The organism is Mumia sp. ZJ1417 (assembly GCF_014127285.1).
Taxonomy (GTDB): Bacteria; Actinomycetota; Actinomycetes; order Propionibacteriales; family Nocardioidaceae; genus Mumia.
This window is the reverse complement of sequence record NZ_CP059901.1, coordinates 828,286-852,668: the sequence shown is the minus strand read 5'-3', so window position 1 is coordinate 852,668 and position 24,383 is coordinate 828,286. Positions and strand designations below refer to the sequence as shown.

Below are 24,383 nucleotides of genomic sequence, written 5' to 3'. Positions count from 1 at the left end.
GGGCGGATGAGCTCCCCGGGTAGGAGTCGAACCTACGTCGCTTGATCCGCATTCAAAGTGCGGCGGGCCCTGCCGACAGACCAACCGGGGATCATCCGCACCCAGCGTACGGAACACCGACGCCCGCGCACACATCGGCGGTCCTCTTGATCTGTCGCGCACCTCGGGCAACACTGAAACCTACGGACGCGTAAGTTACGCTTCCCGAAATCCTTCCCCGACCACGACCGAGGCCCGACCCCTACCACGAGGAGTCCGCATGTCGGCACGGCTCGAGACCCCACTGCGCAACGAGGCAGGCTTCGGCGCCGAAGGCACGCCGCCGGGCAAGGTAGAGCAGCTCACCCTCGGCGTCTTCGTCGCCGTCCCGTTCCTCGCACTGCTCGCTGCAGTGCCGGTGGCATGGGGCGGGTGGCTCGGGCCCGTCGACCTCGCCCTGCTCGCCGTCTTCTACCTGATCGGCTCGCTCGGCGTCACGGTCGGGCTCCACCGCCTCTTCACCCACAAGTCGTTCAAGCCGAACCGTGCGGTCAAGATCGCGCTGGGCATCGCCGGCAGCCTTGCGATCCAAGGCCCGATCACCCGTTGGGTCGCCGACCACCGCAAGCACCACAAGTTCTCCGACCGCGAGGGCGACCCGCACTCGCCGTGGCGCTACGGCGAGACCATCCCCGCGCTGACCAAGGGTTTCGCGTACGCGCACCTCGGCTGGATGTTCAACGCCGAGCAGACGCCGCAGCGCCAGTACGCGCCGGACCTCCTCAAGGACCGCGACATCGTACGGCTGTCCAAGCAGTTCCCGATGTGGGTGCTCGTGTCGCTGGCCGCCCCCGCCGTGATCGGTGGCCTGGTCACCTGGTCGTGGCAGGGCGCCGTGACCGCGTTCTTCTGGGGTTCGCTGGTCCGGGTTTTCCTCGTGCACCACGTGACCTGGTCGATCAACTCGATCTGCCACACGATGGGCGAGGCGCCCTTCAAGTCGCGCGACCGCTCCGGCAACGTCTGGTGGCTGGCGATCCCGTCGATGGGCGAGTCCTGGCACAACCTCCACCACGCCGACCCCACGTGCGCGCGCCACGGTGTGCTGCGCGGCCAGGTCGACATCTCGGCACGGTTGATCTGGCTCTTCGAGAAGGCCGGCTGGGTACGCGACGTCCGTTGGCCGGTGGCGTCGCGCATCGACGCCAAGCGCGTCAGCGCCTGACGCCTGCGGTCAGACCAGGCCCCGGCGTGGCGTCAGTGCGGCGAGGCGTCGCGCTTGGTCTTGTGGCTGCCGACGTCGGCCTCGGCGATCCCCGTCACGAGGGCGCAGATGGCGCCGAAGATCGCCAGCGCGGTGCCGACGGACTCCCACGGATAGCTGTTGAGGACGCCATTGCGGACCAGCAGGATCACCACGAGGCCGGAGATGACGAACCCGGCGACCACGGCGACGACCACACTCCACTTGACGACGTTGCTGACGTGCATGCGACCTCCTCGGGAGACGTGCTCTCCTTCCACAGTCCGCCTGGTCGTGAGGGACCGCAAGCCGTCTTGGGTCCGTCGTTCATCATGAGAGGGCCGGGCGCGATGCTTCCACCATCGCGCCCGGCCCGTTCTCCGGAGGGACTTCTCTGTCCCCGCCCGCTCAGTCCGGGCAGGAGCTGCGGTAGTCCGACAACGAGGTCGAGCTCGGCGCCGGGCAGAGGAACGGCGAGTAGCGCAGGTCGGCGTCGACGTAGCGCTTGAGCCAGGTCACCATGAGGCGTCCCTGCCAGTCCGGGTTGGTGTTGGCCGCCAGGTGCCCCTCGCTGCGGAGCTCCCCGTACGCGCGCTCAGTTGCCCCGGTCAGGCTGTTGTAGAACGGGATCGAGTGCGAGGAGTTCGGCGCGATCGTGTCGGTCTGCGCGCCGATGATCATCGTCGGCACGCGGACGCCGGGCCAGCTCTTCGTGGTGTGCCACGGCTGGAGCGCGACCGCGGCCTTGAGGCTCGAGCGCGAGTTGGCGGCTGCAAGGGTGCCGCCGCCGCCCATCGAGTGCCCCGACACGGCGAGGCGTGAAGCGTCGACACGCGACCTCGCCGAGCTGCGCTGCGTCAGGTAGTCGAGCGCGGCGAGGATCTGCCGGCCCCGGCTGTCCGGCTGGTCGAGAGTCGTCGTCGTGTCGATCGCGAACACCACGAACCCGTGCGAGGCGACGCGGCGCGCGAGCCCCGCGTACGCGCTCGACGTCGCCGTGAAGCCCGGGGCGAGTACGACACCGCCGAAGGTTCCGTCCGAGGTCGTCGACGGGTAATAGATCGTCCCGCCGTCGAATCCGGTGACGAGCAGGCTCGACACCGAGGTCGAGCCGACGCTGTACGAGCCGTTGCCGAGCACGCTCGACGTGGTCGGGGCGGGGCCGCGTTCGTACGGGTTTTCCGCACCGACCGCGGTCGGTGCCGCGACACCGACGAGAGGGAGGGTCACGGTCGCGACGAGGGCCGCGAGCCGGACCACAAGCTGTCTGTACATCTCGTTCTCCTGTTCGATCTGCGGCCCGAGAACACCCCCAGCCGATCCGGGAGCCCGCGAAGTGAACGGGACGTTAACGACTCGATGACAAAAGGGGCAATAGCACCACAGAACTTCCTTCTTCTGCTAAGGATCCATGAAAACTAAGCGCTTGCTTAGTTGCTGGGACGCGGGATCGCCCGCCATCGAGACGCCCCGCCGGACGCTGGGATACCGGGAATCTGCGCGCGACGACGCGCCCGCCGCCCTCACGGCGCCGTGAGGAAGAATGCCGAGAATGGCCAAGAACACCGATCCGGAGCCCAAGCGCAGCAGCAAGCGGATGACCGCTGCCGAGCGTCGTGAGCAGCTCATCGAGATCGCCCGCACCCTCTTTGCCGAGAAGGGCGTCGACGGCACGACCGTCGAGGAGATCGCCTCGCGGGCATCGGTGTCGAAGCCGGTCGTCTACGAACACTTCGGCGGCAAGGAAGGCCTCTACGCTGTCGTCGTCGACCGCGAGGTGCAGACCCTCCTCGGCGGGATGCGCTCGGCGCTCACCGAGGGCGGCCCCCGCGAGCTCCTCGAACGGGCCGCGTACGCCCTGCTCACCTACATTGACACGAGCTCGGACGGGTTCCGGATCCTGGTCCGCGACGCGCCCGTCGGCACACCCACCGGCTCGTACGTGAGCATCATCAGCGACATCGCGAGCCGCGTGGAGGACATCCTCGTCGGCGAGTTCAAGGAGCGCGGGTACGAGGCGAAGCTCGCTCCCATGTATGCCCAGATGCTCGTCGGCATGGTCTCCACGACGGGCCAGTGGTGGCTCAACGCCCGCAAGCCGAGCAAGGACGTCGTCGCCGCGCATGTCGTCAACCTCGCCTGGAACGGGCTCTCCCACCTCGACGCCAAGCCCGAGCTGCTCTCCCGCGACGGCGAGGAGTAGGCGCCGCCGCGACGGCGACGCCCCATCGATGGCTCAACGTCCACCGACACGCAGCGGATGGACGCCCACGCACCGCCGCACCGCGCCGGGTGGACGCCTAGACGCCGCCGTACGGAGGCGGTGGACGCTCAGGCGCCGCCGGACACGAGGCGTACGACATCGGCCCGCAGCGCGGCGGGATCGTCACAGACCGCGGCGATCACGGTGGCCGTTCGGACGTCGTCCACCGCGAGCACGCCCGCAAGCAGCTGCGAGGCACCGATCTCCCGCCCGGGACCCGCGACGGTGACACGGAGTGCCTGCTCCAACACGGCCTTGCTCTGGCGCGTGAAACGCAGATGCCCATGACCGCGCCCCGCCCGCTCGAGGGCACCCGCTCCGAACGTCGTCTCTGCCCGCTCGCGGACCGCGTCGACGTCGACCCCCAGCGCCGCGAGGGCCTCGGCGTCCAGCGCACCGGCGCCGCTGCGCGCGATCTCCGCCCGCAGCGCCTCGTACGTGACGCCGTGCCGCGCCAGCGCGCCGTCAGCCGGCTCCTGCTTCGCGAGTGCGCCCAGCACGTGCACCGGCTCGATGCGCCTGTCCCCCACGTCGTGCGCCTCCACCTGGGCATCGACGACCGCGGAGCGCGCCGTCGACGTGAACTTCTCGAACATGTCAGTCCTTCCCGTGCCGCTCGTGGCCACCGTGCTTCTTGTGCGCCGCCTGCCGGCTGACCCCGAGAGCATCGGCGACCTGCTGCCACGACCAGCCGAGCGAGCGGGCCCGCTCGACCTGGAGGCGCTCGAGCCGCTCGGCGAGGTCGCGCAACGCCCGTACGGCTCGGAGGCCGACCGCCGGGTCGTCATCAGTGGCTTCCTTCAGATCCATGCGTCAACATTAGTTGACACCATCGCGCTCGTCAACCTTTATTGACATCGTGCAGCCTGTGACCCGCGCGACGAAACATCTCGATGTCGAGAATCTCGACGGTACGCTGGCGGCATGCGAGACGAGGTCGATCGACTGGTCGCTGCCTGGCGGCGCGAGCGCCCGGACCTCGACGTCGATCCGATGGAGGTGCTGAGCCGCGTCTCCCGTCTGTCGCGCCACCTCGACCTGGCGCGACGCGAGGCCTTCGCCGACCAGGACCTCGACGGATGGGAGTTCGACGTCCTGTCCGCCCTGCGCCGCGCCGGAGCCCCGTACCAGCTCTCGCCCGGTCAGCTGCTGCGCGAGACGCTCGTGACCAGCGGCACGATGACCAACCGCATCGACCGCCTGACCGCGCGCGGGTTCGTCGAACGGCTGCCGGACCCCGCCGACCGACGCGGCGTCCAGGTGCGCCTCACCGACGAGGGACGTTCGACCGTCGACGCCGCGCTCGAGGCACTGCTCGCACGTGAGCGCGAGCTGCTGGCCTCGCTTGGCGGTGGCGACGCCCAGCGACTCGCGTCGCTCCTCCGCGGCCTGCTGCTGCCGTTCGACGCCCCCAGCTGAGGGCGTCGCCCGGCGGCGCCCCTCACGGCGTACGTGCGCGGCAGCCGGGTCAGCGGCGCTGCTGCAGCCGGCTGGGCCACCAGATCCGTGCGCCGATGTCGTACGACAGCGCAGGGACGAGCAGCGAGCGGACGATGAGCGTGTCGAGCAGCACGCCGAACGCGACGAGGAACGCGATCTGCGCCAGGAACAAGATCGGCAGCACCGCCAGCGCGGAGAACGTCGCCGCGAGCACCACACCTGCGGACGTGATGACCCCGCCCGTGACGACCAGGCCGTGCAGGATGCCCTGACGCGTCCCACGCTCCACGGACTCCTCGCGAACCCGGGTCATGAGGAAGATGTTGTAGTCGATGCCCAGCGCAACGAGGAACACGAACGCATACAAGGGCACCGAGGGGTCTGCCCCAGGCCACCCGAAGACGTGGTCGAAGACCAGCCCCGCGACACCCAGCGTGGCGAAGAAGCTGAGCACCGTGGTCGCCACCAGCAGCACCGGCGCCAGGATCGATCGCAGGAGCACGATCAGCACGAGCAAGATGACGATCAGCACGACCGGGATGATGATCGTACGGTCGCGCTCCGCGACGTCGTCGCCGTCGATCTGCTGCGCGGTCGCCCCACCGACGAGCACGTCGTCGCCAAGATCGTGCAGGGCTGTGCGCAGGTCGCGGACGGTGTCCTCCGCCGCCGCCGAGTCGGCAGCGTCGTCGAGGGTGACCTCGATCATCACCCGTCCGTCGACGACCTTGGGGGTCGCCGCAGCCGCGGGAGCAGCGGCGGCGTCGGCCATCGGCTCGGCCGACGCGACACCGTCCGTGTCCTCGACCGTACGGACGACCTCGTCGAGGTCGGACTCCGGGGCGACCACGACGGCCGGCGACCCCGAGCCGCCCGGGAAGTGACGCGACAGCGCCTCCTGCCCCGCGACCGCCTCGACCTCACCGAGGAAGAAGTCGCTCTGCGAGACGCCCGACGCCTTGAAGGTCGGCGCGAAGGCGGCACCCAGCGCGAGGATCAGCGTCACGACCACCCACACGCGTCGGGGACGGCGGCTCACGAGACGGGCGACCCGTCCCCAGAGCCCGGCCTCCTCGGGCTTGGCGGTGCCGACGTGCGGACGGAACGGCCAGAACGCCGTCCGGCCGAAGAGCAGCAGCACGGCCGGAAGGAAGGTCAGCGCGGAGAGCATCGCGGCGGCGATGCCGAGCGCGGCGACCGGCCCGAGGCTGCGGTTGGACGTGAGGTCGGACAGCAGGAGGCACAGCAGGCCGAGGATGACGGTGCCGCCCGAGGCGAGGATCGGCCGCAGCGCACGACGCCAGGCGATCCACATCGCCTGGACGCGGTCCTCGTGGGCACGCAGCTCCTCGCGATAGCGGGCGACGAGCAGGAGGGCATAGTCGGTGGCGGCACCGACGACGAGGATGAACATGATGCCCTGGCTCTGCCCGTTGAGGGCCAGGATGCCCGCGTCGGCCAGCTGGTACACGACGAAGGCCGCGACACCAAGGCCGAGGACGGACGTCAGCAGGACCGCGAACGGCAGCAGCGGACTTCGGTAGACGATGAGGAGGATCACCAGGACGACGGCGAGCGCGACCCCGAGGAGCAGACCGTCGATGCCGGCGAACGCGGAGCCGAGGTCGGCGGCGAAGCCACCGGCCCCCGTCACGTACGGGGTCATGCCGTCGACGGGCTCGACCGCGTCACGGATGTCCTCGACGACGGTCTCGACCTCACCCTCGTACGACGGCGAGATCTTCAGGTACCCCGCGAGCGCACGGCCGTCCTCCGAGGGAACCGGCGGACTGACGGGCTGCTCGATGCCCTCGACACGAGCGACGGCCTCGAGCTGCTCCGCGACCGCCGCCCGAGCCTCGGCAGTGGCCGGCGCGTCGGACTCCCAGATGATGACAACTGGGACCGTGTCCGGGGCGAAGCCCTCTTGGAGCTTGGCGACCTCCGTCGACTCCGCGCTCTCGGGCAGGAAGGCGGCGTTGTCGTTCTCCGAGACCTCCGCCAGCTTGCCGGCGAACGGGCCCGCAGCCCCGCCGACGACGAGCCAGACGAGCACCAGGACGATCGGGAGGACCCACCGGAGTCGACGGGTCGAACGGTCGTTGGGTCCCTGCTGAGGCACTCTCACTCCACTTAGGTAGAAAATCTATCTTTCTGGGTGATGATCAACCTAACACGTCCGCGATATCGAGCCATGACGCCTCCAGCTCGTCGCGCTCTTCCACTATCCGCGTCAGCCGCTCCTGCTGCTCGGACAGCTTGCCGACGTCTGTCGCGTTCGCCGCCATCTCGGCCTCGATGACCGCGCTCTGCTCGGACAGCCGCGCCAGCCGCCGGTCGATGCGCGCGAGCTCCTTCTGCGCGGCGCGCTCCTCGGCCCCCGAGAGAGTCGAGCCCTTGGTCGCGACGGGCGGCGGCGATGCCGCTGCGGCCGCAGTGCCTGCGCGGGTACGGGACGCGAGGTCCTGCGGCCGGTATGCGTCGATGCCGCCGACGAGCATCCGTACAGACCCGTCCCCGGGCAGCTCGTACACCGTGTCCGTGACCCGTTCGAGGAAGTAGCGGTCGTGCGAGACGACCACCAGTGTCCCCGGCCATCGGTCGAGATAGTCCTCGATCACCGTCAGTGTATCGATGTCGAGGTCGTTGGTCGGCTCGTCGAGGAGCAGCACGTTCGGCTCCGAGAGCAGCAGGCGCATCACCTGGAGGCGCCGCCGCTCACCGCCCGACAGGTCGCCGATCCGGGACGTGAGCAGGTCGCCGGTGAACCCGAAGCCCTCGAGCAGCGAGGTCGCCCGCAGCTCGGACCCGCTGACGGAGTCGAGCACCCGCACGGTCGGGTCGAGCTCGTCGAGCGCCTGCGAGAGGTAGGCGACCGAGATCGTCTTGCCCCGCTTGACCCGGCCCCGGTCGGGATCGAGCGTCCCGGTGAGGAGGCGCATGATCGACGTCTTGCCGGTGCCGTTCGGGCCGACGAGCCCAACCCGGTCGCCGGGACCGAGGCGCCAGGTCGTGTGGTCGAGGATCGTCGCGGTCCCCCGGGTCAGGCTCACATCCTCCAGGTCGAGCACGTCCTTGCCGAGCCGCTGCGTCGCGAAGCGCTCGAGCTCCATGCGATCACGCGGCGGCGGCTCGTCGGCGATGAGCGCGTTGGCGGCGTCGATGCGGAACTTCGGCTTCGACGTGCGCGCCGGAGGACCGCGGCGCAGCCAGGCGAGCTCCTTGCGGACGAGGTTGAGGCGCCTGCTCTCGGTCGCCGCGGCCTGACGGTCACGCTCCGCACGCGCGAGCACGTACGCCGCGTAACCGCCGTCGTACTGGTCGACGACACCGTCGTGCACCTCCCACGTCCGGGTCGCAACCTCGTCGAGGAACCAGCGGTCGTGGGTGACGACGACGATCGCGCACTCGCGGTTGCGCAGGTGGCGCGCGAGCCACGCGATGGCGTCGATGTCGAGGTGGTTGGTGGGCTCGTCGAGGACGAGCAGGTCGTGCTGGCCGAGGAGCAGGCGCGCGAGCGAGGCGCGGCGACGCTCTCCACCCGACATCCCCTCGATGAGCCGGTCGAGCGGCACGCCGGCGAGCAGGACCGTGACGACCTCACGCGTGTCGGGGTCCGACGCCCACTCGTGGTCGGCCTTGCCACCGAGGACGGCCTCGCGGAGCGTGTGTGCCTCGTGGAGCTCGTCGGTCTGGTTGAGGAAGCCGACCTCGAGGCCCCGTACGTGGGTGACGCGTCCGGCGTCGACGGGCTCGATGCGCGAGAGCACCCGCAGGAGGGTGGTCTTGCCGCCGCCGTTGCGGCCGACGACGCCGATGCGGTCCGAGGCGCCGACCCCGAGGCTCACGCCGTCGAGGAGCGTACGGGTCCCGTGGGTCTTGTCCACCCCGTCGAGATTCACGAGGTTCTGGGGCGGGGTCACCCTGCAAGCCTACGAGGCGGCCGTACGCGCTCTCGCGGCGCGCCGGTCCGGGCGGTGAACCGCTCAGATCAGATGTGCGCCGGGCTCGGGTCCTGTGGCCTGGACGGCGTCGACACACACGCCCTCGGCCAGCAGCATCCGCGCGAGCTGGGCGGAGTGGTCGGCGTCCTCCGCGAGGAGCATCACCGTCGGGCCTGAGCCGGACACCAGCGTCCCGAGGGCGCCGCCCTGCTCGCCGACCGCCAAGACCTCGCGCAGCTCCGGCCGGAGCGCGAGGGCGACCGGTTGCAGATCGTTGGACAAGGACGCACCGACCCCGGCGGCGTCGCCCGCCGCGAGCGCCGTCAGGAGCGTCGGGGGGACCTCGGGCATCGGCGGCGGAGCGTCCGCGTGCCGCGCGTCGTAGCCCGCATACACCTCGGCCGTCGACAGACCATGGTCGGCGATCGCGAAGACCCAGTGGAACCGGCCGCGCGCGAGGACGGGGCTGACCTCCTCGCCGCGCCCGCCGCCGAGCGCGGTGCCGCCGTGGAGGAGGAACGGCACGTCCGAGCCGAGGCCCGCCGCGATCTCCTCCAGCTCCGCCCGCGACGCACCCGTTCCCCACAGCGCGTCGCAGGCCACCAGCGCCGCGGCGCCGTCGGCCGACCCTCCGGCCATCCCGCCCATCACCGGGATCACCTTGCGGATCGACAGCGCGGCGCCCGACTTCACGCCGAAGGCGTCCCGGAGCGCGAGCGCCGCCTTGACGGCGAGGTTGTTCTCGTCGGTCGGCACGGGCGCCTGCTCGCGCCACCCGTCGCCGTCGAAGTGGACCTCGACGCTCACGGAGTCGCCGTCGACCTCGGTCGCCCGGACCTCGTCGCACAGGTCGACCGCCTGGTAGACGGTCGCGAGCGGGTGGTAGCCGTCCTCCCTGCGGGGTCCTACCCCGAGCGAGAGATTGATCTTGGCCGGCACCCGGACGGTCGTCGTACGCACCGCAACAAACTACCGGGAGGGCGTCACGTCGTCGCCGAGCGCACCGGCGATCGCGACGAACGCATCAAGATCGAGCGTCTCGCCGCGTGCCTGCGGCGAGACGCCGGCCGCGACCAGCGCCGCCTCCGCCTGCTCGGCGCCTCCCGCCACGCCCGACAGGGCGGCCCGCAGGGTCTTGCGGCGCTGCGCGAACGCGGCGTCGATGACCGCGAACGTCCGCGCGCGGTCGGCACCGGTCGGCGGCTCGCGCCGCGTCCATGCGACGAGGCCGGAGTCGACGTTGGGCGCGGGCCAGAAGACCGTACGGCCGACGCGTCCCGCGGGGCGCACGTCGGCGTACCAGCCGGCCTTGAGGCTCGGCACCCCGTACGTCTTCGACCCCGGGCCTGCGGTCAGCCGGTCGGCGACCTCGGCCTGGACCATGACGAGGCCGCGCTCGATCGTCGGGACGTGCTCGAAGAGGTGCAGCAGCACCGGCACCGAGACGTTGTAAGGCAGGTTGGCGACGACGGCTGTCGGTACGGGACCGGGAAGCTCCCGCACCTGCATCGCGTCCGCGTGCACGACGTCGATGTCGCCGGTGCGCTCAGGCGCGTACGAGGCGATCGTCGCCGGGAGCGCCGCGGCGAGCCGGCCGTCGACCTCGACGGCCACCACGTGGCGTACCTGCTCCAGCAGCGCCAGCGTCAGCGACCCCAGGCCTGGCCCGACCTCGAGCACGACGTCGTCGGCGTCGACCCCGGCCGCGCGGACGATGCGCCGCACGGTGTTGGCGTCGATGACGAAGTTCTGGCCACGCTTCTTGGTCGGGACCACATCGAGCTCCTCGGCCAGCGCACGGACGTCACCGGGTCCGAGGAGCCTCACTGAGCCGCTCAGCGTGGGAGGCCCAGCTGCGAAGCGCAGTGCGGCCACGAGCCGTAGCCGCCGCCGTTGGCGTCACGCAGCTTGGTGGCGACGGCGATCTGCTGCTCGCGGGTGTTCTCGTGCGGGTAGCCCTGGCCCCCGTACGCACGCCACGTCCCGAGGTTGAACTGCAGGCCGCCGTAGTAGCCGTTGCCGGTGTTGATGCTCCAGTTGCCGCCCGACTCGCACTTCGCGAGGCGGTCCCAGACCGAGCCGTCGCCGGCGTCGAGCGACGGGGTGTCGGGCTTGGTGCCGTGGCGCTCGACCTGCGCGCGCGCCGGGACGAGGACCACGGTCTTGATCGCCTTGCGGGAACGGACCTTGCCGTCGGCGCGGACGATCTCGTACGTGATGCGGGCCGAGCCCTTCTTGCCCTTGCGGACCACCTTGGTCTCGCCGGCCGCCATGTCGTCGTCCTCGCGGACCTTGGTCTTGAAGGCGACGTCCTCGGTCTTGGTGCGGACGACCTTGGCGATGCGCACGACCCGGACGCGCATGCCGGCGGTGAGCGTCGCGGACGGCTTGGGGGTGACCTCGTCGTGCTCGCCGAGGGTGATGCCGAGCCCGTCAAGCGCCTCGCGGACGGTGTCGCCCGCGGCGAAAACCGTACGACGGGTGCCGTCGGCGACGAGGCGGATCTTGTGCGGGCTGGTGATCGACATCGTCAGGCCGTCGCGGGGCACGCTCGCACTGCGGCTCGTCGAGAGCTCGGCGGCGGCGTGCGGACGGATCCCCAGCTGCTCAAGCGCCTCGTCGACGCGCAGGGCGGTCGTCCAGTAGGTCTTGGCCTCACCGTCGACGGTGAGGAGGAGCTGACGGGCATAGCGGACAGCGACCTTCGTGCCGTCCTTGATGCCGGATCCGACCGACGGCGCGACCACGTCACGCTCCCCGAGGTCGATGCCCTCGGCGTCGAGGACGTCGCCGACGGTGCCGCCGAACGTCCGGACCTGGGTCTCCTTGCCGTCGACGCTCAAGGTGACGGTCTTGTTGAACACGGTGAACGCCAGGACGCCGGCGACGATCGCGGCGACGATGACAGCGCTCACGGTGGTGACTGCGAGACGGGTACGCACGAGGCTCCCTCGGGGGTCGGGACACAAACTCTCGGCAGAGTAACCAGATCGTGACCTGAAACCCAACCCCCGTGATCTCGCTCACGCTCCACCGGGAAACTTACCGCGTTGTGGTTCACCGGTCACGCGTGGGCCCTTCAGGCCCCGCCGCGAGGGTCAGCCCCAGGTGCCCCCGAAGGCCGCGTCGGTGTTGGCGTCGATCGCGTCGCAGAGCTCGGCCAGATCGACCTCGAGGACCTGCGCCATCGCCCGTACGGTCGTCGGCACGAGGTAGGAGGCGTTCGGACGGCCGCGGTACGGCGTCGGCGTGAGGAACGGCGCGTCGGTCTCGACGAGCACCTGGTCCAGCGGGGTAACGGCGAGCGCGTCGCGTACGGGCTGGGCGTTCTTGAACGTCAGCGTGCCCGAGTACGACAGCCAGAAGCCGCGCTCGACGCAGGCCTTTGCGAAGTCGGCGTGCCCCGAGAAGCAGTGCATGACCGTACGCTCGGGCGCGCCGACCTCGTCGAGCACGGCCAGGACGTCCGCGTGGGAGTCGCGGTCGTGGATCACGAGCGTCTTGTCGTGCTTCTTGGCCATCGCGATGTGGGCACGGAACGACTCGTGCTGTGCGGCACGCCCCTCCTCGCCCGTACGGAAATAGTCGAGGCCGGTCTCGCCGACCGCCCTCACCCGCGGGCTGGACACGACGAGCGACTCGATCTCGGCGAGGGCGTCGTCGAGCTGCCCGTCGGCGGCCAGGCGCGGAGCCTCGTTGGGGTGCAGCGCGACACCGGCGATGATCGCGTCGTGGGCCTCGGCGACCTGAACCGCCCACTTCGCGCCGGGCAGGTCGCAGCCGATCTGGACGATCCGTGGGACGTTGACCGCGCGGGCGCGGTCGAGGGCGTCGAGCACCGACAGCTGCTCGGCCGAGTCGTCCATGTCGAGGTGGCAGTGGTTGTCCACCACCGGACGCGGCAACGGCTCCGGAAGCGGTGGCCGGTCTCCGGTCGCACTCACGCGGCGCCCTCGGGCTCGGCCGGGGCGGTGACGATCGGTGCCCACTCCGGGCCGGTCTCGCCGAGGGACGGGTCGAGCTTGGTGAACAACGGCGACGGCTTCACGAGAGGCGTGCCGGCGACGATCTCCGTACGACGCCACACGGCCTGCTCGACGATGTAGTCACCGGTGATCACCGGGTAAGGATGGCCGAGCTCGGGGATGCCGACGCCGATCGGGTCGGCGGGGAGGTCGTCGATCACCTCGTGCACCTCCGGCTGCGCCGCCCACACGCCGGCACCGCCGAGCGTCTCGAAGACGCGCTGCGCGGCGTGCGGCAGGAAGGGCGTGAGCATCGTGTTGGCGTCGGCGACGACCTGGAGCACCGTGTGGAGGACAGTGGCCTGACGCTCCCGGTCGTCCTTGAGCTTCCACGGCTCCATGTCGGAGATATAGCGGTTGGCGGCCGTGACGACGCGCATCGCCTCGCTGATCGCCTGCTTGAAGCGGCTGCGCGCGAGGTGGGCGCCGACCGTGTCGAACCCGGCGGCCGCGACGTCGAGCAGCGCCCGGTCGGCCTCGGTCAGCGGACCCGGCGTCGGGATCTCGCCGAAGTTCTTGTGGGCCATCGACACCGAGCGGTTGACGAGGTTGCCCCACTCGTTCGCGAGCTCGAAGTTGGTGCGCCGCACGAACTCCTCCCACGTGAAGTCGGAGTCCTGGTTCTCAGGGCCGGCGACCGCGATGAAGTAGCGCAGCGCGTCTGGGCCGTACTCGCGCAGGAAGTCACGCACGTAGATGACGGTGCCGCGGCTCGTCGAGAACTTCGACCCGCTCATCGTGAGGTACTCCGAGGAGACGACCTCGGTCGGCAGCTCGAGCTCGCCGAGCGGGCCCGGCTCACCACCCTTGTCGCCCAGACCGCGGTAGCCGAGCAGGAGCGCCGGCCAGATCTGGGAGTGGAAGGTGATGTTGTCCTTGCCCATGAAGTAGGCCGACTCGGTCTCGGGGTCGAGCCACCACTCGCGCCACGCGCCGGGATCACCGGAACGCACCGCCCACTCGACCGAGGCCGACAGGTAGCCGATCACGGCGTCGAACCACACGTACAGCTTCTTGTCGGCGCGGTCGGCCCAGCCCTCGAGGGGAACCGGGACGCCCCAGTCGATGTCACGAGTGACCGCACGGGGACGCAGGTCGTCGATGAGGTTGAGGCTGAATCGCAGGACGTTGGGGCGCCAGTCCTCACGCGACTTGAGCCACTCGGCCAGCGCCGACGCGAGCGCGGGGAGGTCGAGGAAGAAGTGCTCGGTCTCGACGAACTCGGGAGTCTCGCCGTTGACCTTGCTGCGTGGGTTGATCAGGTCGGCCGGATCGAGCTGGTTGCCGCAGTTGTCGCACTGGTCGCCGCGCGCGCCGTCGTACCCGCAGATCGGGCAGGTGCCCTCGATGTAGCGGTCGGGCAGCGTGCGTCCGGTCGACGGCGAGATCGCCCCGGTGGTGACCCGCGGGACGACATAGCCGTTGCGGTGCAGACCGGCGAAGACCTCCTGCGCGATCGCGTAGTGGTTGCGCGTCGTCGTGCGGGTGAAGAGGTCGTACGAGACGCCGAGGCCGGCCAGGTCCTCGACGATGACCCGGTTGTAGCGGTCGGCGAGCTCGCGCGCGGTCGACCCCTCGGCGTCGGCCTGCACGAGGATCGGTGTGCCGTGCTCGTCGGTGCCCGAGACCATCAGCACGCGATCGCCCATCATGCGGTGGTACCGGGAGAAGATGTCAGAGGGAACTCCGAACCCGGACACGTGACCGATGTGGCGCGGGCCGTTGGCGTAGGGCCAGGCGACCGCGGTGAGGACCGTTTTGGACATGGACCCCATCCTACGGAGCGCGCTCAGCGCGCGGCGCCGCGCCCGCGTGGGCGGACGAGCCGCGTGACGATCATGCCGGGCGTCGTCCGCGCAAAGCTGCGCGCAGCGCGCTCGAGGCCAAGGCTGTCCCCCTGCTGCGCGGCGTCGATCGCACCGGCGAGGGCACGCGCCGCGAGGTCCGCCGGGACGTCGACGGTCTTGCGGATCTTCTCCGGCGTGTCCGCGGTGGGCGGCGGGACGATCAGCGTGTCCAGGTCACCAACGACGCCGACACCGCTCGCCCGCAGCGCCGCGACCATCTCCGTGCTCGTCTCGTGGAGCTTCTCCACCGCCCACCGAGGCAGGACGACGCGAGGGGCCGCAGGGTCGGGCGCCACTCCCTTGAGCGCACGGGTGACCCCCATCCGTACGAAGCGGCGGTAGTCGGCCGGCTCCCACCCGCGCCCGCGGAACTCGGCGTTCAGCGCCCGTACGATCTCGACCTCGGGCAGCGTGAGGGAGCGGTTCTCGCGATCAGACTCCGGCTCGAGGATGCCGTCAGGAGCGCCGACCATCGCCTCGAAGGTCCGCAGCAGCGCCGTACGGTCGGAGTCGTCCACCACGACGACGCGAACGCGATCCGGCCCCAGCGCGTCGCTCCAGCGCTGGACGAGGAGATCGTGGCGATGGCGCAGCCAGAAACCTGAAGCGTCCGGGTCGGGGGTGGCGAGAGTCCTGCGCAACCACCGTCGGAACGGTGCAACCGCGCCGTTCTGGACGTACTGCTGCCACTGCGACGGCACGATCCGGTCCAGCCTGCGGAGGGTCACGACGACGTGCAGGCGCTCGGCGTCGAGGTCGCTCAGCGTGCGCGCGACGGCTTCGCCCCTGGCGTCGGCGAAGAACTCGCTGGAGACGACGACGCGTCCGTGCGCTGGCACCGAGGCGACGAACCGCGTCCAGTCCCGGAAGTCGAGCGGCGGCTCGCCGGTCATCGGTCCGTGACCGGTGAGCGCGGTGACTGCCTGGATCGGCGTGCGGGAGCGTCCGGGATAGCTCACGGCGTACGGGGCCAGCGCGTCGCGCGCGACGAAGAACGCGCTTTGCACGGCTGTGGTGCCGGTCTTGTGCGGGCCCACGTGAAGGAGGAGGGCGTCGTCGGGCAGGAGGATCTCGGATCGGTCAGATCCTGCCGCGCCCACCTCGGTTCCTCCCTCGCTCACGCCGGTCGCTCACCTGCCACACTGCCCGTGCGCGACTTGCGCAGGAGAGCGACGAGCTCACGCCAGCTCAGCTCCTCGGCTCGACGCCAGACTGCATGGCCCGCAGCGACCTCAGCCGGGTCGACCGTCGCCTCGATCGTCGCGACGAGGACGTCGGCGCCGGCGGCCGCGGAGACCGCCCGCGGAACCACGCCGTCCCCTGAAGGACCGCGCTTGTCGACGTCCGCGAGATTGCCGGTGACGCTCGCGTCCGCTCCTCCGAGCGCGTCGACGAGGCGATGCGCGGCGACGACCACGTGCTCGGGGACACCGAGCGCAGCGCCCTTGGCCTGGCGTCGGGGCCACACGGTCGCGGCGAAGTACTGGTCGAACACGTCCTGCCCCCAGCCCCGCTTCGCGTACTCGCTCCGAGTGGCCTGCAGGAGCGCGGCGGCGTCCGCGGACGGCGGACGCCCCGCCTCGACGACCACGACGTGCACCTTCTCGGCAGACCCGACGGCGCCGACGAGACGCTCGAGGAGGAGGTCCGGCCGGTTCCAGACGGTTTGTGCGTCGTCGGCGAACATCTGATCCAGCCACGCCGTGTACGGGGTCTCGTCACCCGCCAGCGCGTGCGAGGCCCAGCGATGAGGCACGAGGTCTGCCCAGCTGCCGACGACGAGGGTCACGGCCTGTGGGCGTCGCTCCCCCGCCGCGCTCTCGATCAGCGTGTCGAGGCTCGCCAGCTCGTCGCCGAGCGTCACGTCGGTGCTGGCGGCACCGACCGCTGCGGGGAGCGTGGCGTCCTCGGTGCCAGGAAGGCGGACGATCCACGACTCAGCCACGTCGCACCGCCTTCAGCTTGCGTGCCGCGCGCCGTCCGAGCGTGTGCACGATGTCGCGGCGGGTGAGCGCCGCACCGTGACGGACGTTCTCCGGGAGCGCGCCGACGTGGTCCTCAGGATCGCTGAACAGAGGGATCGGCGGTTTCGCCAGGCCGGCCTTGACCACTCCGCTCGCGGCGAGCGCGACCACCTCGGCGAGCACCGTCCCCGGCTCGAGCTCCGTCGGGTTGGCGGCCTGGTCGGGACGTCTGGGCACATGCAGCACGTCGAGGTCGCCGATGACCCTGAAGCCGGCCTCGCGGATGGCGGCGATCTCACGCTCCGCGCGCTCGGCCAGCGGGGCGAACGCCCACTCCGGAGTGGCGACGTTCGGATCGTCGGGGTTGCGCGGAAGCGTCTTCATCGAACGCGAGGCACCGAACCGGATGTAGCGCTCGTGCACCTCACCGCGCCACTTCGGCGGCGTCACGATCTGGTTGAACCGGCGCAGCATCTCGACCTCGCCGCGTGAGAGCGAGCGGTTCTCGCCGCCGGCAGCAGGCTTGAGCAGCCCAGGGGTCAGGTCGAGGAGCTGCTCGAAGGTCCGGGACAGGAAGTCGCGGTCGGTCTCGTCCACCACGACCAGCGTCATGTTCTCGGGCCCGACCACGTCCGCCCAACGGTCGGTCAGGTCGGCGTTGCCGTGCTGGAACCAGAAGTCGTGCTCGGGGTCGTCGATCACGTTCTTCAGCCAGGGGTCGAAGCCGCTCTTGAGCCCGCCCATCACCGACTGCTGCCACTTCGACGGCAGCATCTTGTCGTAGCGACGGAGCATCCGGACGACGTGCACCCGCTCGGGCCCGAGGTCGGCGTAGAGGCGCTCGATCGCCGGTGCGTGCGCGTTAGCGAGCGACTCGCAGCTCAGCACCACACGCTGGTCTCCGGCGCGGTGGATCTCGGCGACGAGCTCCTCCCACACGCTGATGTCGGCCGGGGTGTGGCCACGACGGCCCTTGGCCCCCGTGAGGGCAATGACCTCGCGGTACGGCTGGATCCCTCGCCCTGCGTAGTGGACTCCCTCGTCGGCGACCTGATCGCGCCGCGTGTGGAAGGCGTGCTGAACGGCTGTGGTCCCCGTCTTGTAGGGGCCGATGTGGACGAGTCGCGTCCCGGGGGCAAGGGGCTGAATATCCTGCATGGCTGCTTTCGTTGGGATACCTTCGCACCTCGGCGGCGAGGGCTTCGCACGTGAAGTCGATTTTGTTCGCGGTGGGCGAAACACGATACTACCGGCCCACGGAGCACCGCCCTCAGTGGTGGACGAGCTCGAAGACCGCGCGCCGCCTGACCCCCGTCTCGCGGGCGACCTCCGCGATCGCGTCCTTGCGCGACAGCCCTGACCGCTCGCGGTCGGCCACCATCGCGCGCAGGGTCTCCTCGTCGTAGGAGCGGGGTGAGGCCCCCTCGACGACGATCGTGATCTCACCCCGGACGCGCTCCTCCTCGCCGGGGCGAGCCCACACGAGGAGCTCCTCGAGGGTGCCGCGCCGCACCTCTTCGTACGTCTTGGTCAGCTCGCGGCAGACCGCACCACGTCTGTCCCGGCCGAGCGCAGCCGCCATCGCCTCGAGCGTCTCGTGGGTGCGGTGCGGCGACTCGAAGAAGACCATGGTGCGCGGCTCGTCGGCCAGCGCGGCGAGCGCGCGGTAGCGTTCGCCCGTCTTGCGCGGGAGGAAGCCTTCGAAGGTGAACCGGTCCACCGGCAACCCCGAGACGGCGAGCGCGGCCAGGGCGGCCGACGGGCCCGGAGCCGTCGTGACGTCCAGCCCGGCCTCGACCGCCGCGGCCACGAGGCGGTAGCCGGGGTCGGAGACGCTCGGCATGCCCGCGTCAGTGACCAGCAGCACCGTACGGCCGGCCTCGAGGTCGGCGACCAGCTCCGGCGTACGGCGAGCCTCGTTGCCCTCGAAGTACGAGACGACGCGTCCGCTGATCCGTACGTCGAGGTCGGTCGCGAGCCGCCGGAGGCGCCGGGTGTCCTCCGCCGCGACGACGTCGGCGGTCGCGAGGAGGTCGCGGAGCCGGGACGAGGCGTCCGCGGGGTTCCCGATGGGCGTGGCGGCGAGGATCAGCACCGGCCCAGCGTACGGGCCCGCAACACGGCTCCCCGATGACGCACGACGGCTCGATCCCGCTCGCTAGGGTTACGGCGTGTCCGTGTCCGTCGACCACCCGCCGGCCGTCGAGCCGTTGGGCCGTACGCGCGAGGGTGCCCGTCTGCCGCTGCTGGCCGAGCGCTTCCGCCCCCGCATCGCGGGCGCGCCGCGACTGGTCGGATGGCTCGCGCCCCTCGCGATCGCCCTGCTCGCCTTCGCCGCCCGCGTGTGGCGCCTGGAGTACCCGTCGCGTCTGCTGTTCGACGAGACCTACTACGCCAAGGACGCGTGGTCGCTGCTCAACTTCGGCTACGCCCAGGACTGGCTCGAGGACGCGAACGCCCAAGTCGAGGCCGGCCAGACGACCGGGCTGTGGACCGGGGAGCCGACACAGGTCGTCCACCCCGAGGTGGGCAAGTGGATGATCGCGATCGGCGAGCACCTCTTCGGGATGACCTCGTTCGGCTGGCGCATCTCCGCCGCGGTGGTCGGCGCGCTGACGGTTCTCGTGCTCGCCCGCATGGTGCGCCGCATGACGGGCTCGACCACGCTGGGCTGCCTGGCCGGGCTTCTGCTGGCCGTCGACGGAGTCCACTTCGTGATGTCGCGGCTCGCCCTGCTCGACGTCTTCCTCGCGTTCTGGCTGGTGTGCGCGCTCGCGTGCGTAGTGGCCGACCGCGACTGGGGCCGCGCACGCCTCGCCCGACGCGTCTCTCATTCGGCCAGCGCACACACCGAGGACATCGCCGGGTTCGGCCCCGTACGCATGCTCCTCCTGCGGCCGTGGCGCCTCGCGGCCGGCGTGTGCTTCGGGCTGGCGATCGGCACGAAGTGGAGCGCGCTGTACGTCCTCGCCGTCGTGGGCGTCGCGGTCTGGGTGCTCGACGCGCTCGACCGCAACGCCCTCGGCGTGCGAGGGGCGTGGTGGCGCTCGATGATCGTCGACGGGCTGCCGGCGTTCGTGTCGCTGGTCCTGGTCGCGCTCGTCGTCTACGTGCTGACGTGGATGGGCTTCCTCATCAACCACGAGGTCTTCGAGGCGCGGTTCGGCCACGGGTACGGGGACGCGCCACCATGGGGCAGCTATCTCGACGGCGGCGACAAGGGCCCTCTCGGTGAGGCGTGGCAGGCGCTGCGGTCCCTGTGGCACTACCACCAGATGGTCTACTCGTTCCACACCGGCGACTACCTCGCCGGCAAGTCGCACCCCTACCAGTCCGACCCGTGGGGATGGCTCGTCCTCAACCGGCCGGTCGGGGTCGACGCCCAGACCGACCTGCCCGCCTCGACCGCGGGGTGCGACGCGACCGGCGGCTCCACATGTCTGCGGCAGATCCTCATCCTCGGCAACCCCGTGATCTGGTGGGGCGGGCTGCTCGCGCTCGGAGCGTCGCTCTGGCTGTGGATCCGTGAGCGTGACTGGCGCTTCGGGCTTCTCGTGCTCGTGGTCGCTTCCGCCTGGCTGCCGTGGTTCGCCTACGACGACCGTCCGATCTTCCTGTTCTACGCGACGGCGTTCATCCCGTTCACCTGCGCGGCGATCGCCCTCGTGGCCGGACGCCTCCTGCGGGCGTCGCGGCGCAGCCGGCGGAGCTGGTGGGGTCCGGTGGCGCTCGGCGCGTACGTCGCGGTCGCCCTGGTGTGCTTCGCGTTCTTCTTCCCGATCTGGACCGACATGCTCGTCACGCACGAGGAGTGGCTGCACCGCATGTGGTTCGCACGCTGGATCTGAGCAGTATTACCTAGTTATACTCGACCTCGTGAAGACCGCCATCTCTATTCCTGACCCGCTCTTCGCGCGCATCGACGCCAAGGCCGCCGAGCAGGGTCTCTCGCGCTCGGCGTTCTTCGCCACAGCGGCCGAGCGCTACCTGGACGAGCTCAGCCATGACGACCTGACCCGCAGGATCGACGTGTTCTTCGCGACCGAAGGCACCGACCCGCGCGATGCGGTCGTGGTCGAGTACGGCAGGGCACGTCTCGCCGCCGACGCCGAAGGCTGGTGACGTGATCCGTCGCGGCGACGTGCACTGGGTCGATCTCGGTCCGCCGCACTCCAGCGCGCCCGCCCTCCGACGCCCTGTCCTGATCGTCTCGTCGGACGGCTTCAACGCGAGCCGCATCGCCACGGTCGTCGTCGCGGCACTGACCTCCCACCTCCGGCTCGCCTCGATGCCGGGCAACGTCTTCGTCAGCAGAGCCGCGACCGGGCTCCCCAAGGACTCCGTCGTCAACGTCTCCCAGCTCGCCACTCTCGACAAGAGCGATGTCGGCGAGCGTGCAGGCGCCCTGACCCCCATCCTGCTCGCGGAGGTCGACGACGGGATCCGCCTGCTGCTAGGCGTCTGAGCTCACGAGCCTTCGGCGCGGCGGGCCGCGAGATGCTCGCGGGTGGGGTGGTCGGTGGTGAGCGAGATCGCCTTTGCGTACGCGGCATCCGCCTCCTCCCTGCGCCCGGCCTGCGCGAGCAGGTGCGCCCGCGTCGCCCACGCCGGCTGGAACCGGCGCGCGCCCTCGTCGTCGATCGCGTCCAGCAGCGTGAGCCCCGCCTCGGGTCCGTCGACGCGACCGGTCACCGCGGCCAGCGCGACGCGGGCGCCGAGCGTCGGTACGAGGCGCACGAGCGCGCGGTGGAGCTTGAGCAGCGTCGGCCAGTCGGTCCGACTCGTACGCGCCCGCGCGCAGTGGACGGACTGGATCGCCGCCTCCAGCTGGAACCGCCCGGGCACGGCGCCACCTCGTACGGACGCCCGGCCGAGAAGGTCCTCCCCCTGCGAGATCAGCGCGGCGTCCCACCGGTCGACGTCCTGCGCGTCGAGCGGCACGAAGCGGCCCTCGTCGCTCGTGCGCGCGTCGGCCCGCGCGAGCGACAGGGCGACCAGCGAGGCGAGCCCGAGCACCTCCGGCTCGTCGGGCATCAGGGCGGCAAGGAGCACGGCGAGGTAGTGCGCCTCCCCCGCCGTGGAGGCCCGCAGCGTCGTGCTCGGGACGGCTGCCCAGTCGATCGCGTACGCGCCGTACACCGCCTCGAGCACGGCGGGAAGCCGCGCCGGCATGGCATCCGTGCCGGGGACGACGAAGGGGATCCGGGCGTCGCGGATGCGCCGCTTGGCCCGTACGAGCCGCTGCGCCATCGTGCTCGTGGGGACGACGTACGCCTCGGCGATCCGCCGGGCGTCGAGGCCGAGGACCGTCTGGAGCATCAGCGGCGTACGTACCGCGGGGTCGATCGCCGGGTGCGCGCACACGAACATCAGCGCCAGCCGCCCGTCTGGGATCTCGCTGGCGTCAGCGGTCGAGTGACCGGAGCCCGAGCCGGCCTCCTCCGGCCCCTCCTCCAGCGGCGCCGACGTCCGGTACGCCGCCGTCCGATAGAGGTCGCGCAGCCGGTTGCGTCCGGCCGTGAGCAGCCACGCCTCCGGGTTCGCGGGCACTCCCCGCTCCGGCCAGGTCGCCAGCGCCCGCTCGAACGCGTCGGCGAGCGCGTCCTCCGCCGCGGCGAGGTCACCGGTCGGCGCGGCAAGGAGGGCGAGCAGGCGACCGTACGAGGTACGCGCCGCCCGCTCGGCCTCCTCGTACGCGCTCAGGGCTGGTACCACTGCCGCTCACGGCTCCAGGTGAGCGTCGTCGGGCGGACCTCGACGGACCCGTACATCACCCCGGGGCACTTCTGCGCCCACGCGAGCGCGGCATCAAGGTCGGGGACGTCGATGACGACGACCCCTCCGACGTACTCCTTGGTGTCGGCGAACGGCCCGTCCTGGATCTTCGGCTCGCCGTCGACCGCGGTCACCGTCGTCGCGGCCTCGGGGAAGCCGAGGATCTGCGTGGTGACGAAGACGCCCGCGTCGTCGAGCGCCTTGGCGTACGCGTCGAACGCCGCCTCCACAGGCGCCATGTCCTCCTGGCTGATGCCCGCCTCGCGCGGGTCGGTGTTGTGGATGAAGAGTGTGTAGAGCATCGTTACGTCCTTCCGTCGGTGTGATCGTGACACCGTGATGACGGTTCGGGCGACCCTCGATCGACACCCGCTCTCGCAGAACCCGGCCGGTGAGCCACCTGTGCCGTACGTGAGCGACCCCGACAAGGTGCGCTCACTCCCAGCAAACGTGGCTCACCGGGGTTGTCCACAGGGTGGCGACGCCGTGGCGGCACCGAACGGCCCCGCCACGGCACAGTTCGGCCATGCATCGGCTCGAACGGCAGGCACATCTCAACAGCGTCCACGTGACACGGCGTGAGGCGATCGACGCGGGCTACGGCGACGCCGAGCTCGCACGCTTCCTCGTGCTGTGCTGGGAGTTCGGGATCTCCTGACCTGAGCCGCAGGTCGGGATGACGCTTGCAGACGGCGGTAGCGCCGAGGTCGACTTCTGGCCGCTCGAGGGTCTGGTCGTCGAGATCGACGGCATGCTCAAGTACGTCGACCAGCCGGGTGGAACGACCGCGCAGGCGAGGATACGGGCGGAAAAGCGACGCGAGCCGCGAACCGCGCACGGACCGCGGCGTACGTCCGGCGCGAGCTCGCGCGGGCCGCGCATACGTCGGTGAGCCACCTCCACCACAGGTGAGCGCACCATGTCGGGGTGGCTCACCCCCAGCAGACGTGGCTCACCGTCCCTCAGTCCGTCAGAACTCCTCGTGCGTCATCGGGTCGCCGCCGCTGCGGTCCTGCGGGCGGTCGCCGATCAGCGTCATCTCTTCGTCGCTCAGCGCGAACCCGAAGACCTCGAGGTTCTCGCGCTGGCGTGCCTCGCTCCCCGACTTCGGGATCGGGACCACTCCGCGCTGGACGTGCCATCGCAGCACGACCTGCGCGGGGGTGACGCCGTGCCGGTCGGCGATCTCACCCAGCGCCACCTCGGTAAGCAGGTCGGTCTTGCGCGCGAGCGGCTGCCACGCCTCGGTCACGATGTCGTGCGCGGCGTCGTACGCGCGCAGCTCCTCCTGCACGAAGTACGGGTGGAGCTCGACCTGATTCACCGCGGGGGCCACGCCGGTCTCGTCGACGAGGCGGTCGATCTGCTCGGGCGTGAAGTTGGAGACGCCGAGACTGTTGAGGAGGCCGTCGTCACGCAGGCGGATCATCGCCCTCCACGAGTCGACGTACCGGTCGAGGCGCGGGAGCGGCCAGTGGATGAGGTACAGGTCGACGTACTCGACGCCGAGCCGCTCACGTGACTCCCCGAACGCGCGCAGCGTCGACTCGTACCCCTGGTCCTCGCCGCGGAGCTTGGTCGTCACCACGATCTCGTCGCGAGGGACGTCGGTCCTCGCGATGGCCTGACCGACCCCGGCCTCGTTGCCGTACGAGGTCGCCGTGTCGACAAGTCGGTAGCCGACCTCGAAGGCGACGCGTACGGCCTCGGCGGCCTCGAGGTCGTCCATCGGGTACGTGCCGAGCCCGATCAGCGGGAGCTCGAGACCGTCGTTGAGCGTGCGGGTCGGTGCGATGGCCATGACTTGACCTTCGCACCGCCGCGCCGCCCGCGCAGCGTGGATGGCAGCCCTCGATCCGAGCATGCACACGGTAGTCGTCGGTGACTCAATCATGAGACGGTC

26 protein-coding genes and 1 tRNA gene are annotated in these 24,383 nt (G+C 70.7%); 8 read left to right on the top strand and 19 right to left on the bottom strand.

Going from position 1 to position 24,383, the window contains the following annotated elements; translation table 11 throughout:
- Positions 1-11: 11 nt before the first annotated feature.
- Positions 12-91 (bottom strand) — tRNA-Gln (locus tag H4N58_RS04090).
- Between the two features lie 168 nt (positions 92-259).
- On the opposite strand from H4N58_RS04090, the gene H4N58_RS04085 reads away from it, so the two are divergent.
- A complete protein-coding gene (locus H4N58_RS04085; protein ID WP_167001690.1) occupies positions 260-1,204 on the top strand; it encodes an acyl-CoA desaturase in 945 nt (314 codons plus the stop codon).
- 32 nt (positions 1,205-1,236) lie between these two features.
- Here the strand turns inward: H4N58_RS04085 and H4N58_RS04080 are convergent, their stop codons facing one another.
- Together H4N58_RS04080 and H4N58_RS04075 are read right to left on the bottom strand one after the other, a co-directional pair.
- Positions 1,237-1,470 (bottom strand): hypothetical protein, encoded by a 234-nt coding sequence (locus tag H4N58_RS04080; RefSeq protein ID WP_167001689.1) that lies wholly within the window; start codon positions 1,468-1,470, stop codon positions 1,237-1,239.
- A 160-nt stretch (positions 1,471-1,630) separates the two neighbouring features.
- Positions 1,631-2,497, bottom strand: a complete 867-nt coding sequence (locus tag H4N58_RS04075) for a dienelactone hydrolase family protein (RefSeq protein WP_167248930.1) — start codon at positions 2,495-2,497, stop codon at positions 1,631-1,633.
- Positions 2,498-2,774: 277 nt separating this feature from the next.
- Here H4N58_RS04075 and H4N58_RS04070 point away from each other — a divergent pair, with 277 nt between their 5' ends.
- Positions 2,775-3,425, top strand: a complete 651-nt coding sequence (locus H4N58_RS04070) for a TetR/AcrR family transcriptional regulator (RefSeq protein ID WP_208322270.1) — start codon at positions 2,775-2,777, stop codon at positions 3,423-3,425.
- Between the two features lie 128 nt (positions 3,426-3,553).
- On the opposite strand, the gene H4N58_RS04065 is transcribed toward H4N58_RS04070, so the two are convergent.
- Positions 3,554-4,081 carry a Clp protease N-terminal domain-containing protein gene (locus H4N58_RS04065; protein WP_167248932.1) on the bottom strand — a complete coding sequence of 176 codons (528 nt, stop codon included), beginning with the start codon at positions 4,079-4,081 and terminating at the stop codon, positions 3,554-3,556.
- Position 4,082: 1 nt separating this feature from the next.
- Positions 4,083-4,295, bottom strand: coding sequence for an RNA polymerase subunit sigma-70 (locus tag H4N58_RS04060; protein WP_167001684.1), 213 nt, complete (start codon positions 4,293-4,295; stop codon positions 4,083-4,085).
- A 114-nt stretch (positions 4,296-4,409) separates the two neighbouring features.
- On the opposite strand from H4N58_RS04060, the gene H4N58_RS04055 reads away from it, so the two are divergent.
- Positions 4,410-4,904, top strand: coding sequence for a MarR family winged helix-turn-helix transcriptional regulator (locus H4N58_RS04055; protein ID WP_167001682.1), 495 nt, complete (start codon positions 4,410-4,412; stop codon positions 4,902-4,904).
- Positions 4,905-4,953: 49 nt separating this feature from the next.
- Here H4N58_RS04055 and H4N58_RS04050 read toward each other — a convergent pair whose 3' ends face one another.
- The 11 genes from H4N58_RS04050 to rsmI form a co-directional block, all read right to left on the bottom strand.
- Entirely contained in the window at positions 4,954-7,047 is a 2,094-nt protein-coding gene (locus H4N58_RS04050; protein WP_167248934.1) for an efflux RND transporter permease subunit, read from the bottom strand.
- Between the two features lie 43 nt (positions 7,048-7,090).
- On the bottom strand, positions 7,091-8,848 hold the full coding sequence (locus H4N58_RS04045; RefSeq protein ID WP_167001678.1) for an ABC-F family ATP-binding cassette domain-containing protein: 1,758 nt from the start codon (positions 8,846-8,848) through the stop codon (positions 7,091-7,093).
- Positions 8,849-8,911: 63 nt separating this feature from the next.
- Complete coding sequence (locus H4N58_RS04040) at positions 8,912-9,829, bottom strand: 4-(cytidine 5'-diphospho)-2-C-methyl-D-erythritol kinase (protein ID WP_167248936.1); 918 nt, start codon at positions 9,827-9,829, stop codon at positions 8,912-8,914.
- Between the two features lie 9 nt (positions 9,830-9,838).
- Complete coding sequence (gene rsmA, locus H4N58_RS04035; RefSeq protein ID WP_208322819.1) at positions 9,839-10,696, bottom strand: 16S rRNA (adenine(1518)-N(6)/adenine(1519)-N(6))-dimethyltransferase RsmA; 858 nt, start codon at positions 10,694-10,696, stop codon at positions 9,839-9,841.
- A gap of 8 nt (positions 10,697-10,704) precedes the next feature.
- Entirely contained in the window at positions 10,705-11,811 is a 1,107-nt protein-coding gene (locus H4N58_RS04030) for a resuscitation-promoting factor (protein ID WP_167248940.1), read from the bottom strand.
- Positions 11,812-11,967: 156 nt separating this feature from the next.
- Entirely contained in the window at positions 11,968-12,813 is an 846-nt protein-coding gene (locus H4N58_RS04025; RefSeq protein ID WP_208322269.1) for a TatD family hydrolase, read from the bottom strand.
- On the bottom strand, positions 12,810-14,660 hold the full coding sequence (gene metG / locus H4N58_RS04020) for a methionine--tRNA ligase (RefSeq protein ID WP_167248942.1): 1,851 nt from the start codon (positions 14,658-14,660) through the stop codon (positions 12,810-12,812). Before metG ends, H4N58_RS04025 begins: the two co-directional genes overlap by 4 nt.
- A 23-nt stretch (positions 14,661-14,683) precedes the next feature.
- Positions 14,684-15,862 (bottom strand): hypothetical protein, encoded by a 1,179-nt coding sequence (locus tag H4N58_RS04015; RefSeq protein ID WP_167001667.1) that lies wholly within the window; start codon positions 15,860-15,862, stop codon positions 14,684-14,686.
- Positions 15,859-16,686, bottom strand: coding sequence for a hypothetical protein (locus H4N58_RS04010; RefSeq protein WP_167248944.1), 828 nt, complete (start codon positions 16,684-16,686; stop codon positions 15,859-15,861). The genes H4N58_RS04015 and H4N58_RS04010 overlap by 4 nt, the downstream gene beginning before the upstream one ends.
- Positions 16,679-17,863, bottom strand: coding sequence for a hypothetical protein (locus tag H4N58_RS04005; RefSeq protein ID WP_167001663.1), 1,185 nt, complete (start codon positions 17,861-17,863; stop codon positions 16,679-16,681). The genes H4N58_RS04010 and H4N58_RS04005 overlap by 8 nt, the downstream gene beginning before the upstream one ends.
- Positions 17,864-17,975: 112 nt before the next feature.
- Positions 17,976-18,800: a 16S rRNA (cytidine(1402)-2'-O)-methyltransferase gene (gene rsmI, locus H4N58_RS04000; RefSeq protein ID WP_167248946.1), complete on the bottom strand. Its 825-nt coding sequence runs from the start codon at positions 18,798-18,800 to the stop codon at positions 17,976-17,978.
- A gap of 76 nt (positions 18,801-18,876) precedes the next feature.
- Between rsmI and H4N58_RS03995 the strand changes: the two genes are divergently transcribed.
- The 3 genes from H4N58_RS03995 to H4N58_RS03985 are packed head-to-tail and all read left to right on the top strand — an operon-like array spanning position 18,877 to position 21,170.
- Positions 18,877-20,553 carry a dolichyl-phosphate-mannose--protein mannosyltransferase gene (locus tag H4N58_RS03995; protein WP_167001658.1) on the top strand — a complete coding sequence of 559 codons (1,677 nt, stop codon included), beginning with the start codon at positions 18,877-18,879 and terminating at the stop codon, positions 20,551-20,553.
- Positions 20,554-20,581: 28 nt separating this feature from the next.
- Positions 20,582-20,827, top strand: a complete 246-nt coding sequence (locus H4N58_RS03990) for a ribbon-helix-helix domain-containing protein (RefSeq protein WP_167001656.1) — start codon at positions 20,582-20,584, stop codon at positions 20,825-20,827.
- Between the two features lies 1 nt (position 20,828).
- Positions 20,829-21,170 (top strand): type II toxin-antitoxin system PemK/MazF family toxin, encoded by a 342-nt coding sequence (locus H4N58_RS03985; protein ID WP_243842886.1) that lies wholly within the window; start codon positions 20,829-20,831, stop codon positions 21,168-21,170.
- 2 nt (positions 21,171-21,172) lie between these two features.
- On the opposite strand, the gene H4N58_RS03980 is transcribed toward H4N58_RS03985, so the two are convergent.
- Together H4N58_RS03980 and H4N58_RS03975 are read right to left on the bottom strand one after the other, a co-directional pair.
- Entirely contained in the window at positions 21,173-22,420 is a 1,248-nt protein-coding gene (locus H4N58_RS03980; protein WP_208322820.1) for an RNA polymerase sigma factor, read from the bottom strand.
- Positions 22,405-22,782, bottom strand: a complete 378-nt coding sequence (locus H4N58_RS03975) for a YciI family protein (RefSeq protein WP_167001652.1) — start codon at positions 22,780-22,782, stop codon at positions 22,405-22,407. Before H4N58_RS03975 ends, H4N58_RS03980 begins: the two co-directional genes overlap by 16 nt.
- A gap of 224 nt (positions 22,783-23,006) precedes the next feature.
- On the opposite strand from H4N58_RS03975, the gene H4N58_RS20525 reads away from it, so the two are divergent.
- Positions 23,007-23,138 (top strand): hypothetical protein, encoded by a 132-nt coding sequence (locus H4N58_RS20525; RefSeq protein WP_255490693.1) that lies wholly within the window; start codon positions 23,007-23,009, stop codon positions 23,136-23,138.
- An 18-nt stretch (positions 23,139-23,156) separates the two neighbouring features.
- Positions 23,157-23,372 (top strand): hypothetical protein, encoded by a 216-nt coding sequence (locus tag H4N58_RS03970; protein WP_167248948.1) that lies wholly within the window; start codon positions 23,157-23,159, stop codon positions 23,370-23,372.
- A gap of 78 nt (positions 23,373-23,450) precedes the next feature.
- Here H4N58_RS03970 and H4N58_RS03965 read toward each other — a convergent pair whose 3' ends face one another.
- Complete coding sequence (locus tag H4N58_RS03965) at positions 23,451-24,281, bottom strand: aldo/keto reductase (RefSeq protein WP_167001650.1); 831 nt, start codon at positions 24,279-24,281, stop codon at positions 23,451-23,453.
- Positions 24,282-24,383: the final 102 nt, after the last annotated feature.

Excerpts from the sequence above, each read along its gene's own strand:
- H4N58_RS04080 (WP_167001689.1), bottom strand. The coding sequence starts at position 1,470 with ATGCACGTCAGCAACGTCGTCAAGTGGAGTGTGGTCGTCGCCGTGGTC.
- H4N58_RS04065 (WP_167248932.1), bottom strand. The coding sequence starts at position 4,081 with ATGTTCGAGAAGTTCACGTCGACGGCGCGCTCCGCGGTCGTCGATGCC.
- H4N58_RS04075 (WP_167248930.1), bottom strand. The coding sequence starts at position 2,497 with ATGTACAGACAGCTTGTGGTCCGGCTCGCGGCCCTCGTCGCGACCGTG.
- H4N58_RS03970 (WP_167248948.1), top strand. The coding sequence starts at position 23,157 with ATGACGCTTGCAGACGGCGGTAGCGCCGAGGTCGACTTCTGGCCGCTC.
- metG (WP_167248942.1), bottom strand. The coding sequence starts at position 14,660 with ATGTCCAAAACGGTCCTCACCGCGGTCGCCTGGCCCTACGCCAACGGC.
- H4N58_RS04070 (WP_208322270.1), top strand. The coding sequence starts at position 2,775 with ATGGCCAAGAACACCGATCCGGAGCCCAAGCGCAGCAGCAAGCGGATG.
- H4N58_RS03965 (WP_167001650.1), bottom strand. The coding sequence starts at position 24,281 with ATGGCCATCGCACCGACCCGCACGCTCAACGACGGTCTCGAGCTCCCG.
- H4N58_RS04060 (WP_167001684.1), bottom strand. The coding sequence starts at position 4,295 with ATGGATCTGAAGGAAGCCACTGATGACGACCCGGCGGTCGGCCTCCGA.
- H4N58_RS04085 (WP_167001690.1), top strand. The coding sequence starts at position 260 with ATGTCGGCACGGCTCGAGACCCCACTGCGCAACGAGGCAGGCTTCGGC.
- H4N58_RS20525 (WP_255490693.1), top strand. The coding sequence starts at position 23,007 with ATGCATCGGCTCGAACGGCAGGCACATCTCAACAGCGTCCACGTGACA.
- H4N58_RS04055 (WP_167001682.1), top strand. The coding sequence starts at position 4,410 with ATGCGAGACGAGGTCGATCGACTGGTCGCTGCCTGGCGGCGCGAGCGC.
- H4N58_RS03975 (WP_167001652.1), bottom strand. The coding sequence starts at position 22,782 with ATGCTCTACACACTCTTCATCCACAACACCGACCCGCGCGAGGCGGGC.
- H4N58_RS04005 (WP_167001663.1), bottom strand. The coding sequence starts at position 17,863 with ATGCAGGATATTCAGCCCCTTGCCCCCGGGACGCGACTCGTCCACATC.